Origin of the sequence: Paracoccus aestuariivivens (genome assembly GCF_009711225.1) — a bacterium.
Lineage (GTDB): Bacteria > Pseudomonadota > Alphaproteobacteria > Rhodobacterales > Rhodobacteraceae > Paracoccus > Paracoccus aestuariivivens.
Map to the genome: position 1 here is coordinate 18,349 of NZ_WMIE01000026.1, position 15,739 is coordinate 34,087.

General features: G+C 60.1%; 12 protein-coding genes and 2 tRNA genes. 10 read left to right on the forward strand and 4 right to left on the reverse strand.

The features are described from left to right. The first annotated feature begins 2 nt into the window (after nt 1–2). From dxr to GL286_RS20435, 4 genes are all read left to right on the forward strand, one after another. Entirely contained in the window at nt 3–1,175 is a 1,173-nt protein-coding gene (dxr, locus tag GL286_RS20420; protein WP_155097420.1) for a 1-deoxy-D-xylulose-5-phosphate reductoisomerase, read from the forward strand. Continuing rightward, nucleotides 1,172–2,500 (forward strand): RIP metalloprotease RseP, encoded by a 1,329-nt coding sequence (rseP, locus tag GL286_RS20425; RefSeq protein WP_155097421.1) that lies wholly within the window; start codon nt 1,172–1,174, stop codon nt 2,498–2,500. Before dxr ends, rseP begins: the two co-directional genes overlap by 4 nt. Nucleotides 2,501–2,601: 101 nt before the next feature. After that, a complete protein-coding gene (gene bamA / locus GL286_RS20430) occupies nt 2,602–4,938 on the forward strand; it encodes an outer membrane protein assembly factor BamA (protein ID WP_155097422.1) in 2,337 nt (778 codons plus the stop codon). After that, nucleotides 4,938–5,597: an OmpH/Skp family outer membrane protein gene (locus GL286_RS20435; RefSeq protein ID WP_155097423.1), complete on the forward strand. Its 660-nt coding sequence runs from the start codon at nt 4,938–4,940 to the stop codon at nt 5,595–5,597. The genes bamA and GL286_RS20435 overlap by 1 nt, the downstream gene beginning before the upstream one ends. A gap of 6 nt (nt 5,598–5,603) precedes the next feature. Here GL286_RS20435 and GL286_RS20440 read toward each other — a convergent pair whose 3' ends face one another. Together GL286_RS20440 and GL286_RS20445 are read right to left on the reverse strand one after the other, a co-directional pair. Beyond that, a complete protein-coding gene (locus GL286_RS20440; RefSeq protein ID WP_155097424.1) occupies nt 5,604–6,542 on the reverse strand; it encodes a nucleoside hydrolase in 939 nt (312 codons plus the stop codon). Nucleotides 6,543–6,605: 63 nt separating this feature from the next. Further along, nucleotides 6,606–9,062, reverse strand: a complete 2,457-nt coding sequence (locus GL286_RS20445) for a penicillin acylase family protein (protein WP_155097425.1) — start codon at nt 9,060–9,062, stop codon at nt 6,606–6,608. Nucleotides 9,063–9,194: 132 nt separating this feature from the next. Between GL286_RS20445 and GL286_RS20450 the strand changes: the two genes are divergently transcribed. From GL286_RS20450 to GL286_RS20460, 3 genes are all read left to right on the forward strand, one after another. After that, nucleotides 9,195–10,061, forward strand: a complete 867-nt coding sequence (locus tag GL286_RS20450) for an NAD(P)-dependent oxidoreductase (protein ID WP_155097426.1) — start codon at nt 9,195–9,197, stop codon at nt 10,059–10,061. A gap of 71 nt (nt 10,062–10,132) precedes the next feature. Further along, nucleotides 10,133–10,208 (forward strand) — tRNA-Val (locus GL286_RS20455). 166 nt (nt 10,209–10,374) lie between these two features. Further along, nucleotides 10,375–10,788: a hypothetical protein gene (locus tag GL286_RS20460; RefSeq protein WP_155097427.1), complete on the forward strand. Its 414-nt coding sequence runs from the start codon at nt 10,375–10,377 to the stop codon at nt 10,786–10,788. A gap of 590 nt (nt 10,789–11,378) precedes the next feature. Here the strand turns inward: GL286_RS20460 and GL286_RS20470 are convergent. Beyond that, on the reverse strand, nt 11,379–11,633 hold the full coding sequence (locus GL286_RS20470; RefSeq protein ID WP_155097429.1) for an alpha/beta fold hydrolase: 255 nt from the start codon (nt 11,631–11,633) through the stop codon (nt 11,379–11,381). A 583-nt stretch (nt 11,634–12,216) separates the two neighbouring features. Between GL286_RS20470 and lon the strand changes: the two genes are divergently transcribed. The 3 genes from lon to GL286_RS20485 all read left to right on the forward strand — a co-directional run bounded on the left by lon (nt 12,217) and on the right by GL286_RS20485 (nt 15,192). Beyond that, entirely contained in the window at nt 12,217–14,634 is a 2,418-nt protein-coding gene (gene lon / locus GL286_RS20475) for an endopeptidase La (protein ID WP_155097430.1), read from the forward strand. 77 nt (nt 14,635–14,711) lie between these two features. Beyond that, on the forward strand, nt 14,712–15,041 hold the full coding sequence (locus GL286_RS20480; protein ID WP_155097431.1) for an HU family DNA-binding protein: 330 nt from the start codon (nt 14,712–14,714) through the stop codon (nt 15,039–15,041). A 76-nt stretch (nt 15,042–15,117) separates the two neighbouring features. After that, a tRNA-Val gene (locus GL286_RS20485) sits at nt 15,118–15,192 on the forward strand. Nucleotides 15,193–15,266: 74 nt separating this feature from the next. On the opposite strand, the gene GL286_RS20490 is transcribed toward GL286_RS20485, so the two are convergent. Beyond that, nucleotides 15,267–15,539 (reverse strand): tyrosine-type recombinase/integrase, encoded by a 273-nt coding sequence (locus tag GL286_RS20490; protein WP_170295328.1) that lies wholly within the window; start codon nt 15,537–15,539, stop codon nt 15,267–15,269. Nucleotides 15,540–15,739: the final 200 nt, after the last annotated feature.

The following is a 15,739-nucleotide window of genomic DNA, read 5'->3' on the forward strand; positions in this document are numbered from 1 at the left end:
ACATGCGCAGCATTTCCGTGCTGGGGGCCACGGGCTCTATCGGCGAAAGTGCATTTGATCTGCTGATGCGGGCGGGCGGCCCCAAGGCCTACCGTACCGTTGCGTTGACGGGGGCGACAAATATCGCTCGTCTGGCCGAGATGGCCCGCGCATTGCAGGCCGAAATTGCGGTCACGGCCTCGCCCGAGAGGCTTGCCGATCTGCGCGACGCCTTGGCGGGATCGGGCATCGACGCCGCTGCCGGTCCCGAGGCGATTGCCGAGGCTGCCGCGCGTCCAGCCGATTGGACCCTGTCTGCGATCATCGGCGCGGCTGGTCTTCCTCCGGGTCTTGAGGTCTTGCGTCGTGGCGGTACCCTGGCGCTTGCGAACAAGGAAAGCCTTGTCGCGGCGGGGCGCTTGGTCATGTCCGAGGCTAACCGGCATGGCGCACAGATCTTGCCGGTAGATTCTGAACATTCAGCTATTTTTCAATCTCTTGCGGGAGAGCCTCTCGAAAATATCGAGAGCGTGACGATCACGGCATCAGGCGGTGCGTTCCGCGACTGGCCGCTTGAACGTCTGGTGCGCGCGACCGTGGCCGAGGCGTCTTGCCATCCGAATTGGGCGATGGGGCAAAGGATCACGATCGACAGTGCCTCGATGTTCAATAAGGCGCTTGAAATTATTGAAACACATGAGTTTTTCGGAATCGATGAGGGGCGCATAAAGGTTCTGGTGCATCCGCAATCAATCATTCATGCCTTCGTTTCGCATCGCGACGGAGCCAGCATCGCACATATGGGAGCGCCCGACATGCGCCATGCCATCGGTTACGCCCTGAATTGGCCCCAGCGCGGGCCGCTACCCGTCGCACCGCTGGATCTGGCGGAAATCGGCAACCTGACTTTTGCCACGCCCGACGAACAGCGTTGGCCCGCTTTGCGTCTTGCCCGCGAGGTCATCCGTGCCGGAGGTGCTGCTGGTGCGGTGCTGAACGCGGCAAAGGAACAGGCGCTTGATGATTTCATCGCGGGCCGGATCGGTTTTTGCGATATGGCTCCAGCGGTCGAGCGCGCCTTGGATGCTTGCGCCCGCGAGGCGGGTTTTTCGGCTGACCCGACCGATCTTGAACAGGTCATCGGATGGGACCGGCGCGGGCGACACTACGCGGCCTGCACGGCAGGTGCGGCATGAGCGCGTTGATTGCCGAACTTGGCGGGCTGATCTGGACGATCTGCGCATTCATCATCGCATTGTCCATCATCGTCACCGTCCACGAATACGGACATTACATTGTCGGGCGCTGGTCGGGCATCAAGGCCGAGGTTTTTTCGCTGGGTTTCGGTCCGCGACTGATCTCGCGTCGGGACAAGCACGGCACGGTATGGCAACTCGCCGCGATCCCGCTAGGAGGCTATGTCCGTTTCCTTGGCGACGCCAACGCGGCCAGTGCGGGTTCGGCGGCTGACGTCGATCCGAAGCTCTCGCGGCAATCCCTTCCCGGAGCGCCGCTATGGGCGCGGTTCGCGACAGTCGCGGCCGGTCCTGTATTTAACTTCATCCTGTCTATCCTCGTTTTTGGCGGGGTTGCGATGTGGCAAGGCATGCCGGTCGACGAACCGGAGGTCGGTGCGATACGCGCCGCGCCGGCATCCGTGCAGATCGAACTGCAATCGGGTGACCGCATTCTTGCGCTGGACGGAAAACCGGTCGCCACATGGACGGACCTTGGCAAGATTGCGTCGGAACTGCCGCTGCAGCCCTCGCATGAATGGACCGTTCGTCGCGATGGTCAGGAAATCACCGTTGCCGGTCCCGATCCGATGCCTGCGCTTCTGACGGGTGTCGCGCCACGCAGCGCCGCTGCTGATGCCGGCCTTCGCGCGGGGGACGTCATACTGGCCATCGACGGCAAGCCGGTGTCCCGTTTCGACGAATTGCGCGAGCGTGTCGTTGCGGCGCATGGCGCGCCGATCCTGCTGCGGGTATGGCGCGAAGGGCAGGACGAGGCCGACTATACCTTGCTCCCGCGCGAACAGGATCTGCCGACTGCCGAGGGTTACGAGAAACGCTGGATGATCGGTGTGACTGGAGGCGGGACCTACTTCGATCCCGCAACCCGCTCGACGGGGCCGTTCGAGGCATTGACGATCGGGGCGGCGCGGACGTGGGACATTATTGCCTCATCGGTTTCCGGCCTTTGGGCAATGGTTTCGGGCCAGATCGGCAGCTGCAATCTGGGCGGAGCGATCTCGATCGCCGAAAGCACGGGGCAGGCCGCTTCGGCGGGGGGCAGCGATTTTCTGTGGTGGATAGGCGTCTTGTCGGCGGCAATCGGTTTCCTGAACCTGCTTCCGGTGCCGATTTTGGACGGTGGCCACCTGATGTTTTATTTGTACGAGGCCGTCGCCGGACGACGTCCCTCGGATCGCATATTGGATATTTTGTCCGCTTTGGGCATGGCTGCGGTTCTGGCACTGATGATCTTTGGGCTCACCAACGACATTTTCTGTCCGTGACAAGACCTTGTCTTTTGACAGAATGACCCGCTTCACTGTATCCATCTTAGCAAACTGGGCGGGACAAACCCGCTGAAAAAGCACGACGCACGAGGGGCAGCATGACAGATCGGAAAATCGGCAAGGGCGCACTGGCGCTGATTTCGGCGCTGGCAGTGGCCGCGCCGGCGGCGATGGTGCCATTGCCCGCCGCCGCCTATGTCTTCAGTAATGTCAGGATCGAGGGCAACCAAAGGATCGAACCGCAAACGATCCTGTCCTATCTGGACCTGCAACGCGGCCGCGATGTTTCGGGCGGTGACCTGAACGCGGCTCTGCAACGGCTGCAGAATTCGGGGCTGTTCGAGCAGGTTGCGCTGACACCTTCGGGCGGGACGTTGGTCGTCAAAGTGACCGAGTATCCGACCATCAACAAGATCGTGTTCGAGGGCAACAAGCGCCTCAAGGACGAAAACCTCGCCGAGATCGTCAAGTCCAAATCGAACCGTGTCTATTCGCCCGCCCAGGCGGAAGCCGACGCGGCCGAGATCAGCAAGGTCTATGCCTCGCAGGGGCGGTTGGCCGCGCGCGTCGACCCGGCGATCATCCGTCGCGATAACAATCGCGTCGATCTGGTCTACGAGATCCGCGAGGGCGACGTGACCGAGATCGAGCGGATCGGCTTTGTCGGCAACCGGGCTTTCTCGGACCAGAAACTGCGTAACGTATTGCAGACCAAGCAGGCCGGCATTCTGCGCACCTTCATCAAACGCGACACCTTCTCGCCCGACCGGCTTCCGGTTGACGAAAAGCTGCTGACTGATTTCTACCGCTCGCGCGGTTTCGCCGACTTCAAGGTGCAAGCCGTTGCACCGGAACTCGCGCGGGAACGGGATGCCTTCTACATCACTTTCCAGATTCAGGAAGGCCCGCAATATAAATTCGGCAATATCAACACGATCAGCGAAGTTCCGGGTGTCGATGCCGCTGAGTTCGCCAAGCAGAACCGTGTTCGAACCGGCGATGTCTACAACCCGAGCGTGATCGATACGACCATCCGCCGGATGGAGGCGCTGGCTATCAACAAGGGCCTGAACTTCGTCAATATCGAGCCGCGCATTACCCGCAACCCGCGCAGTCATTCGCTTGACCTGACCTTCGCGCTGACGCGCGGCCAGCGGATCTTTGTCGAACGGATCGACATTGAAGGTAACACCACCACGCTGGACGAAGTGATCCGTCGCCAGTTCGGCACTGTTGAGGGCGATCCCTTCAACCAGCGCGAGATTCGCAACTCGGCCGAACGGTTGCGTGCACTTGGCTATTTTGCCGATGTGCAGGCCGAAAGCCGTCCTGGCTCGTCCGGCGATCAGGTCATCGTTGATGTGAACGTCGAAGAACAGCCGACCGGCAGCTTGAACTTTGGTGTCAGCTACGGCGTATCGACCGGTGTCGGCTTCAACGCCTCGTTGGCCGAGCGGAACTTCCTTGGTCGCGGCCAAGAGGTCAACCTGACCTTCTCGACCGGTTCCGACAACCAATCCTCCGGCTTCACTTTCGTCGAGCCATTCTTCCTTGGCCGCAATCTGAAATTCCGCGGTCAGATCTGGTATAACACGACCGACCGTTACAACTCGGATTATAATACCCGCTCGGTCGGCGGTCTGACGGGGATCGAGTTCCCGATTTCCGAAAATGGGCGGTTGGAACTGCGCTACAAACTCAGCAAGGATACGCTGTTTGACGTGGACCCGATCGAGGTCGATCCCGAAAGCGGCGAACTGGATGGCTCGTCGCCGATCCTGTACATGGAGCAGGGCGGCTATATCACCTCGGCGCTTGGCTACACCTATAGCTACGACAGCCGCATTCAGGGCCTTGATCCGCTGAACGCCTACCGGTTGCGGTTCGCGCAGGATTTCGCGGGTCTTGGTGGCGATGTGAAATCTGTCAACACCACACTTTATGCCGGCGGCGAGAGCCGTGCCTGGCGTGAAAGCGTGACCTTCCTTGCAGAGTTCGAGGCGGGGGCAGTTCATATGCTTGACGATAGCGACAGCCGCTTCCTTGACCGCCAGACCGGCAACGGCAAGATCCGTGGTTTCGAGCCGAACGGGTTTGGTCCGCGCGACCTGAACGCGCCGAACGAAGACGCGCTGGGGGGGAACTATTTCTGGGCCCTGCGGACCGAAATGCGCTTCCCGATCGGCCTGCCCGAGGAGTACGGCATCGCTGGCGGTCTGTTCGCAGATGCGGGTTCGGTCTGGGGCTTGGACAATACGGTCGGCGCCTATGGTGAGGAAGTTGACGACAGCATGCATGTCCGCGCGGCACTTGGTGCCTCGGTCTTCTGGACCACGCCGGTCGGCCCGCTGCGCTTTAACTTCTCGAAAGCCATTGCCAAGGAAGATTACGATCTTGAGCAAAGCTTCGACCTGACCATCTCGACCAAATTCTGATGTGCAGGCTGTCCAGCATCGCGGCTTTAGTGGCGGTGCTGGGCACCCAATCGGCCTGGGCGCAGACCGATCCGCAGACGCCTCCGGTGATCGAGCCGCCTGCGGTGACGCAGCCGCTATCGGAAACCCCCGCTCCGGGGTTGATCGTCGAGTCCGCCGATCCCCAAAACGGACAATCCAGCCCCGGTATCCTGACCATTGATCAGGAGGAGTTGTTCAGTGCCTCGAAATGGGGAAAGCGCGTTCAAGCCGATCTTGAAAAGAAAAGCCGTGAAATCGCCGACGAGAACGAGCGGTTGGCCGTGCAGTTTTCCAATGAAGAAGAACAACTGACAACCTTGCGCGGCACATTGCCGGCGGACGAGTTCCGCAAGCGGGCCGATGAGTTCGACAAGCGTGTGGTCGAGGTTCGTCGCCAAAGGGACAGTGTCGGTCGCGAGTTGCAAGAGCATGTCGACGAGGAGCGTGCGGCCTTCTTTCGCGCCGCATTGCCCGAACTGGCGCAGGTGATGAAAGAACGTGGCGCGGTCGTTGTTCTGGATCAGCGGGCGATCTTCGTTTCGGCGCAGACGGCCGATATCACGGCCGTAATGATCGAACGTCTGGACACGAATATCGGTGCAGGCCCGGCAGAGAATGCCGCGCCTGCAAAACCGTAGCGGCCCTTATCGGTCTAGGCTTGTGATCCGCTGGGTCATCAGATCGAAGAAACCGGCGCGGTTGATATCGCGGATGAACAGCGCGTTCGGCTCACGTCCTGTGACACGCCACCAATCCGCGACGGTCATTCCCAGCGTCAACTCGCCCTGAGTTTCGATCTCGACGTTGATGTGCCGCCCCGTGAACAGTTCGGGTTGAAGTAACCACGCTATCGCACAGGGGTCGTGCAAGGGAGCCCCCTCGCTGCCATATTTTTCGCGGTCGTAGCGCTCGAAAAAGTCGGTCCATCCTGCGACGGCCTGGCCGACCGGACCGCTTGCACGCATGGTCTCGATCCATTCCCGACTGGTCAACGCCTTATGGGTGACGTCAAGCGGCAGCACGGTCAGGGGAACGCCGCTGGTGAAAACAATCTTGGCAGCTTCCGGATCGACATAGATGTTGAACTCGGCAGCCGGAGTGATGTTGCCGACCTCGAAATAGGCTCCGCCCATCAGGACGATACGCTCGACGCGGCCGATAATGTCCGGCGCTTGCCGGAAGGCCATCGCGATGTTCGTCAGCGGGCCGATAGGAACTAGCGTGACGCTGCCTTTTGCCTCGCGCCGCAAAGTTTCGACGATGAAATCCACGGCATGCCCTTGCGCAAGTGGGGTGTCGGGTTCGAACAACTCGATTCCGTCCAGTCCGCTTTTGCCGTGGACATGCTCGGCCGTGACCAAAGGACGGGAAAGGGGCGCCGCGCTACCGGCGTAGACCGGAACATCGCGGCGACCGGCGATCTGGCAAATGATGCGGGCGTTCCGTTCTGTCAGGTCCAGCGGGACGTTGCCCGCGACCGTGGTAATGCCAAGAACTTCAAGCTCGGGGCTGGCCAGTGCCAGCAGAAGCGCGACCGCGTCATCCTGTCCGGGGTCGGTATCTATGATGATTTTTTTTGTCATTTCTGCGCTCCTTGCTGCCTGCCGCAACATGCGGGCAGCAAGGAGCAGGTTTCAAGCCCAAGTCTATTCGGGCAATGGCTCCAGCCGCGTCACACCGGTCGCGGCCGCGCGTGCCAGATCGGGGTCGAGCGACATGCGGACATATTCGCCGCGCCGCCACAACTCGGCCATGTCGTCGTAGTGACGCGACAAAGGATGGCCGGACTGTCCGGTCGAGATGATGAAAACCGAACTGTCAGGGTCAGCCAGATCATAGACCCCGCGATAGGTCGCTCCGGTGACGTTCTGGTAGGGGTTCGGCCCATGTCCTAGCAGGCCCGCATGGGCAATCGAGGAATTTCCGCCCGATGTCGGCTGTACAAGGTTTACGATATAGGACAACCCGCGTAGATCCCCCAAAGCCGGATGCACATGACGCGCGCGATGCACGTCGCCCCAACGCCAGCTGGCTAGGTCGGGGCCGAAACGACCGGTCAGTTCCAGCAAGGCTGCGTCCAGCGCCTGCCGCGCGATCTGGGTGCAGGTCTCGACCGGCGTCGATTGGCGGATGTCACACCAGACGGCTGCGCCATCGATATTGCGGAAGACTTTTTCGATGAACTCGGGATGGAACTCGGTGAGTTCGTTGGTGAGTGGTCCCAGTTCGTCCTGCACGATCCGCTCCTGCAAGGCACGCATCCATGCCGAATAGATCAGTGGCTCGGGCAGGTGCTCGCTCATGGCACCGTCCCAATTGGCGAGCAAGGCCAGTGCGTCCTGCCGCTGACGTTCGGGTGTCCCCTGTGGCGAGGGCTCATCCGTGAACCACAACTCGGCGGCGACAACCGGCAGCAGGGCACGGGCATCGGGGCTGACGATGTCGATCTGGGCGGCGATGAAGCTGTCGCGGGAATGCACCTCACGCGAGTCGATCAGGTGGCGCAGGCGGTCTTGCCGGTAGCGGTCGGCGCGGTCAAAGCCAAGGATCTGCTGACCTGGCAGCGCCGCGCCGGTGGATGCGACCACACCACCCTGCGGATGAAGATCGGTCAAGGTGGCTGGAGCGGAGGTGACGGCTTCCCAACGGTGGGCCGCGCTCCAGCCGGGCTGGGGCAGGCGACCCTGCACCGGACTATCGGTCGAGCGCTGCGGCAGCGCCCCGACGGTCACCTGACCGATGCCGCTTTTGTCGGCCAATGTCACGGTCAGCGCCGGAGCGACCATATTTCCCATGACGCGGGCGGCATCTTGACGGGTCTGTGCCCGCATCAGATCCATCAGTGCGCTCATCGAGGTGTCCTGACCGCGCCCGCCGGTCCATGCCAAGGCCGCAACGTGACCGGCTGGCAGGATGCTTGCGATGTCAAGCTGGCTCGCGGGCAGGATCGGGCCGTTTTCGCTTTCGCGCAAAGTGATGGTGCGTGGGGCCTCGCCGCGGACTCGGACGGTTTCGGTGTGGGTGGTGAAATTTTCCCAGCCATTCGCGCCGCGATAGCGGTCGGGATCGCCGGGTTGGACCTCTTCGATGAACAGGTCCTGATCGTCGATTTGCGCAGGAGTGATGCCCCATGCCAGCTTCGGGTTACGACCGGAAAGAATGGCCGGAATGCCCGGAATGGTACCGCCGATCACGCCTCCCGAGGCAAGTTCGACCCGCGCGAGATACCACAGTCCCGGCGCGGTCAGGGCAAAATGCGGATCGTTGGCCAGCAAAGCGCCACCCGCCGCAGTTCGGTTCGCAGCCGCCGCCCAGCCATTGGCCGAAGCGCCCAGCGAGGGTGACAGATAGCCCGCAAGGCCCGTCGACCAATCCGGACGCATCACATGACGCTCGGCGCCCGCAAAACGGGCATCCGGAAACAGTGAGGCATAGCTTGGCAGTTCGGGCTCACCGGTGGCTGCGACCAATTCCTGCCCGCGTTCCGGAGCTGCCAGCGACAGGCGCGCGCGCAGAACCTCGCGGCGCAGCTGCACGGTCGAGCTGGCCGCCAGAAGCTTCAGGATCGCAATCGAATCAGCGGGTTCCCAATACGAGATGTCGTCGGGATACAGAAAGAACTCGGGCGCACCACGACCGCGCGCGCCAAGGTTCACTTGCTGGATCCATGCGTTCACCCCTTGCGAATAGGCTTTCAAAGCGGCGAGGGTATCAGGGTTCTGCGCTGCTACAGACGCTGTCGCGTTGCGGTATAGTCCCAGCCGTCGCGCCAGATCGTCGGCGGGTAGGGCGCCCGCGCCATAGATCTCGGACAAGCGGCCCTGCGCGGCGCGGCGCAAGACGTTCATCTGGAACAGGCGGTCCTGCGCATGGGCAAGGCCAAGGGCGAAGAACACGTCATGGTCGTTCTTGCCAAAAATATGCGGAACATCCTCGGTCGAGCGAACGATCTCGACCGGAGCGGAAATCCCCGCGACGTCATAAGTGGCGTTGTAGTCGGGCAGTGAGCGGACGGCAAAATACCAGACGAGGGCGATCAATGCGACGCCTGCCAGAATCAGTCCGACCGTCAGGCGCACAAGCCAGCGGAAAAGTGTCACCATGAATTGGGCGCGGTCCCGGTGCTTGGGCGCAGAGGCTGTTGACCCCTGCGGCAGGTGGTGAAATTCATTCGGGTGAATAAGACAGGGCGCGGGCCGGATCAACGCGCCTTTCACAATTGAGAGGAGAAAGTTATGGCACGCGTCGCATTTCTGGGTCTTGGCGTGATGGGTTTCCCGATGGCTGGCCATCTGGCGGGCAGGGGACATGAGGTGACGGTGTGGAACCGTAGTCCCGCCAAAGCGCAGGCATGGGCCGAGAAGTATGGCGGCAAGGTTGCAGCAACCGCTGCGGACGCGGCCCGCAACGCCGATTTTGTCATGGCTTGTGTCGGGAATGACGATGACTTGCGTCAGGTTTGCATCGGTCCGGACGGTGCATTTTCCGGAATGGGGCAGGGGGCCGTATTCGTCGATCACACGACGGTATCGGCTGCGGTCACGCGCGAATTGGCAGGGATCGCCGCAGATCAGGGGATAGGGTTTGTCGATGCCCCCGTTTCGGGTGGGCAGGCCGGAGCCGAGAATGGCCAGCTCTCGGTGATGTGCGGGGGCGATCCCGCCGATTATTCCCGCGCGGAACCGGTGATCGCGGCATATGCAAAAATCTGCAGGCTGATGGGTCCGTCCGGCGCGGGGCAACTGACCAAGATGTGTAACCAGATCGCGATCGCCGGTCTGGTGCAGGGTCTCTCCGAATCGCTGAATTTCGCCGAGAAAGCGGGGCTCAGCATTTCGGATGTGGTCGAGGTCATCAGTCAGGGTGCGGCTGGCAGTTGGCAAATGCAGAACCGCCATAAGACCATGGAGGAGAACCGTTTCGATTTCGGATTCGCCGTGGACTGGATGCGCAAGGATCTGGGCATCTGCCTTGCAACCGCCGAGGATAACGGCGCGAGCCTGCCCGTGACCGCGCTGGTCGACCAGTTCTACAAGGAGGTCCAGCAAATGGGCGGCGGGCGCTGGGATACCTCGTCGCTGATCGCAAGATTGCGTCGCTGAAGGCGGTCTCACAAAAAGCGTGAACTGGTGCTTGCCAATCCGTATCAGTTCACGCTATGAGCCGCCACGGCGGGCGGTTAGCTCAGTTGGTAGAGCGCTTCGTTTACACCGAAGATGTCGGGGGTTCGAGTCCCTCACCGCCCACCATTAATTCCAGCATGTTAGCGACATATAACGACATGTGCGAAGGTTCATCGAACCTAGCCGATTTTCCCGAACTACATCAGAATTCCTGCGCCGACGGGGCGGATCATAGGTGTGACGGGCTGTATCATCCGTAGACCCGTTCGGTGATCGCCGTGTTCTTGTGGCCGTGGAACTGGCCTACCGTTCCCATCAGCGCTCCCGCCGCGATCATGTGAACTGCTGCGGCGTTGCGCAGGGTTTGTATTCCCTCGCCGGAAAAGGCCTTTCGTTTTTCACCGCGCGAGAAGAACACTTCGGGATGCTGGCAAGCGGCCCCTCGGCCCATTTCACCACATATTCCGACCACTCCGCTTTCTTCTTTTTGCCCGGTGCCTCGAACAGCGTGTTATTCATCGGAGCCAACGCATGGCCCGTACAAATTCAGGCGCAGATCTGTCGTGCGGCGCAAGAAGTTCGCACGATCCCATGTCAGATCCAGCACCATGCTTTGCCTCGCTCCCTTTCCAAGCATCATCTGGATCGCCAGCATGATGTGCGGCTCGCGGTCGGCCGCCGGCAGGCAGTTGACCTCGTCTCGTGAATCCGGACCGGGTCGATCTTCGCTAGGCGGACATCGCGACGGTCATGCCTATCCCTGCTGTTCAGATGAGTGATAGCCGATGTTCGAATGTCGCGGACGGCGGCTGTAGAAGATGGCGATGTATTCGAAGAGTACTGCCCTGATTTCGCGAGGTCAGCAGAACCGGGCGCGTTGGGCGAACTCATTCTTCATAGATCCGAAGAAGTTTTCCTTCGGCGCGTTCGCCATCGGGCTTCGGCCGATGACACCACAACGGCTCATTCCTTGGCTGCCGCTAGATAAAGCCAGCCCTCGTCGATCGGACATGGCGGCCCATTCCATACTGGAATGCATCACTAGATAGTTTCCTGATGCTATTCAGGAGGATGTCATGAGGCGCCCGTTCACCAACCTGACGCTGGACGAGCGCCGCGTCATGGCAAACCTGCTTCAGGCCAAGGGTGCCGAAGACGAGAATTGCGACGCTGCTCGGCCGTAATCGCTCAACGATCACCCGCGAGGTCAAGCACAACTGGTGGCACGACAAGGAAGTGCCGCAGACAGATGGCTATTGACACATGAACGCCCAGACCCAGTCCAAGCGCAGACGTTCACGCAGACGCAAGCTCGAACAGCATCGTCATTGCGAGGAAGCGGCAATTGGCAGCCGCATCGTCGCATATGCTATTCCATAGGCGATGATTGGCAAGGGCACCGTGAATGAACAGTACAGGCTCGCCCTCGCCCATTTCAACGAACGGGAAACTTGTGCCTGCCGTTTCCACCTGAGTTTCGGTTTGCGCCGATGCGCTCCAAGCCAGCCCGCAGGCAAAAGCCAACGACCACCCTAAAAGAAAGACTCGCATAGGAACCTCCATATTTTTAGCGAGGCCAAAGAATGCGCCTGACGACCAGATCACACAACGAGATTGCGTTCGCAATTTCCCTTCAGGTCGGGCAGCGAGTATTTGGCAAACAATCTTTGGGGCTTCTTAGCCGGCGAGGACAAAACGCTGACTGTCCGCTCAGGGTTATTGCCATGTCTGTCAGTCCGGGTGGCAATGAAGGTCCGTTGGGCTGCCCCGGCCTTCTGTTGCTACAAAGCTTCGGCAAAAGAAGGCTTCAAGTTCGAGTTGCCGACACATCAGTTGCTACGAGGTAATTCAAGTTGCCTCGCGCGGCTTTGGCCTGTGTGGCTCCGGGCTTTGACAGCCGTGCAGACCAACTGCTCCTGAACTCCGCCGTGAAACGCGTTTGGTTATCCTTATTCTCGTGTGTTGAGAGTAAATTAACTCCCAGCACGGTATTATGTGACAATGCTCTTACGGAACGTATGGTGAACCAAAGAACCATTGAACAGATCGCACCGCCTTCCTATCTTGTCCGGAAGCAGGAAACATGCGCTGCCGATCCCGGGGCCATATTTCTTGGCAAGAAAGGACTGATTCCATGAACGAATTCGCCCAGACCACACATCCGGTCCTGCCTTTGCGGGACATTGTGGTATTCCCTCACATGATCGTGCCGCTCTTTGTGGGGCGCGAAAAATCGGTGCGGGCGCTTGAGGCTGTGATGGAGCAGGATCGTCCGATTCTGCTTGCCGCGCAGAAAGACGCCGCGGTTGACGAACCCAATGCAGACGGAATCTTCCGCACTGGCGTTTTGGCCAATGTGCTGCAACTGCTGAAACTTCCCGACGGTACTGTCAAAGTTCTGGTCGAGGGGCGGCAGCGGGTGAAAATTCTCGATTTCGTCAGCAACGAGAACTTTTTCGAAGCGAGTTGTGAGCCGCTCGACGAGGTCGAAGGCGATCAGGAAACGCGTGTCGCGTTGACGCGTGCCGTCGCCGAAGAGTTCGAGCGTTACGTCAAGATCCGCAAGAATATCCCGGAAGAAGTCGTCTCGGCTGTCTCCGAAGCGCGTGAACCCGCACGTCTGGCCGATCTGGTCAGCGGCCATTTGGGCATCGCGCTGGACAAGAAGCAGGACTTGCTCGAGACGCTCGACACCGCCGAGCGGCTGGAAAAGGTCTATGGCCTGATGCAGGGCGAAATGTCGGTCCTGCAGGTCGAGAAAAAGATCAAATCCCGCGTGAAAACGCAGATGGAGAAGACCCAACGCGAATATTATCTGAATGAGCAGATGAAGGCCATTCAGAAGGAGCTGGGCGACGGTGAGGATGGCTCGAACGAGCTGACCGAGCTGGAAGAAAAGATTGCCAAGACCAAATTCAGCAAAGAGGCCCGTGAAAAGGCCGATGCAGAGTTGAAAAAGCTGAAGTCGATGTCCCCGATGTCGGCCGAAGCGACGGTCAGCCGCAACTATCTTGATTGGCTGCTGGCGTTGCCGTGGGGCGTGAAATCGCGCACCCGTAAGGATCTCGGCAAAGCCGAAGAGGTGCTGGACGGCGATCACTACGGTCTGGAAAAGGTCAAGGAACGCATCGTCGAGTATCTCGCGGTGCAGAACCGTTCGGCCAAGCTGAAGGGTCCGATCCTGTGCCTTGTTGGCCCTCCGGGCGTCGGCAAGACCTCGCTGGGCCGCTCGGTCGCAAAAGCCACGGGGCGCGAATTCATCCGCATCAGCCTTGGTGGAGTGCGTGACGAATCCGAGATCCGCGGCCACCGCCGGACCTATATCGGCTCGATGCCGGGCAAGATCATTCAGGCGCTGAAAAAGGCGAAAACCACCAATCCGCTTATCTTGCTCGACGAGATCGACAAGATGGGTCAGGATTTCCGTGGCGATCCGGCTTCGGCGATGCTGGAGGTGCTTGATCCCGAACAGAACGCGACCTTCGTCGACCACTATCTCGAAGTGGAATACGATCTGTCGAACGTGATGTTCGTGACCACGGCCAACAGCTATAACATGCCGGGACCGCTGCTAGACCGGATGGAGATCATTCCGCTCTCTGGTTACACCGAAGACGAGAAACGCGAAATCGCGCGCCAGCATTTGCTGACCAAGCAGATCACGGCGAATGGTTTGCGCAAGGGCGAGTTTTCGGTCACCGATGAGGCGCTGACCCATGTGATCCGCTACTATACCCGCGAGGCGGGCGTGCGGTCTCTGGAGCGCGAAATCGCCAAGCTGGCGCGGAAAGCCGTGACCGAAATCCTGAAAGGGAAGGTCAAGTCTGTCGAGGTGACTCCGGCCAAAGCCGAGGAATATCTGGGCGTGCGGAGGCATCGTTACGGTCTGGCCGAGAAGGATGACCAGATCGGGGTGGTGACGGGGCTTGCCTGGACGCAGGTCGGTGGTGATCTGTTGCAGATCGAAGCGTTGAAGCTGCCCGGCAAGGGGCGGATGAAAACGACCGGTAAACTGGGCGACGTGATGAAAGAATCCATCGACGCCGCTTCGTCTTTCGTCCGTTCGATCAGCCCTGAAATCGGAGTGAAGCCGCCCAAATTCGAGACCGTGGACATCCACGTTCACGTTCCCGAGGGTGCGACGCCCAAGGACGGTCCTTCGGCAGGTATCGCTATGGTGACGTCGATCGTCTCGGTACTGACCCAGATTCCGGTGCGCAAAGACGTAGCAATGACTGGCGAAGTCACGCTGCGTGGCAACGTCCTTGCGATTGGCGGGCTCAAGGAAAAGCTGTTGGCGGCGCTTCGGGGTGGCATCAAAACGGTGATGATCCCGGCGGATAACGAAAAGGACTTGGCCGAGATTCCGGCCAATGTGAAAGAAGGGCTCAAAATTATTCCGGTCAGCAATGTGCGTGAGGTTCTCAAGATCGCACTGGTCCGGATGCCCGAGCCTGTCGAGTGGGACGAGGCTGCTGAAGAAGCGGCCGAGGCCAGCAAACTCGCTGCCGCGCGCGAGCAGGGCAGCGGCGGTGCGGCCGTCGCCCACTAGAAACGATCAAGCCGCGCAGAGGCCACTCTGCGCGGCTTTTCAAATCAGCATCCGCATACCACGGTGCAGGAGATGCCATGGCTAAAAATGGTCGTCAGGGACAAGGGCAGGGGAAGAAGGGACAGGGGCAAGACAATCCCGAAGATCCGGACAATGCCAAAGTCCTGCAAAAGCGACAGCTTATCGCGCGCATCGCCCATCGGGTTGGCCGCAGAAATGCCGAAGTGCGTGATGTCGTGGAGGCGACCTTGACCGAGCTAGGTGATGCCATTTCCGCAGGCCAAACGCTGGCGCTCCCGCCTTTGGGCCGAGCAAGGATCAGTCGCCAGAAGGATGTTTCAGGTACCGAAGTCGTCGTTTTACGGCTGCGGCGACGCAAAACCGACGTCGCCTTGGGCTCGGACTAAAATGATTGATCAATCGCGAATTTTTCGGGTCTGACCACTTGAAGCCCTCGAAGGCTGCCGCTATTAAGCGCGCACCGGGCGATTAGCTCAGCGGTAGAGCGCTTCGTTCACATCGAAGATGTCAGCGGTTCAAATCCGTTATCGCCCACCAGAATTATTGAACACGCCCCGCGCCGTACAGGTTGCGGGGCTTTTCATTGCAAAGCGCCCAGCAGTTCACTGAACCTACTTTCTCGCGCGAAGCTTGACGAAATCAAGCACTTCGGCGGCATCGGTCAGGTGATCCGGCGCAATACGGCCATTGGTCGAATAGGTCACTAACGTGTTGTTGTGGCCGAGATATTGCGCGACCTGAGTGATCGGGATGGCGCTCGATACCATCGCCACGGCGGCGCTATGGCGGATCGTGTGAAGAGTGACGGCTTTCAGGCCGGACCTGCGCACAGCCCCTTCAAAGCCCTTGCGGATGCTGGCGACGGGCTGCCCTCCCCATTCCACCACATGCTCCGACAGCGCCGAATCCTTGGCTGTCTACAATGCCGCCAGAAGCCCGCGGTTGATCGGGACAATGGCACCGATTGTTGATTTCCACCCAGAACTGAGCCGGAAAGTCGCCTAATTTTCACTGAGAATTGAGCCATGTGAACCTTCCCCCATAGCGGTGAGCGACGGGGCAACGGAGTGATCCGCATGGGACT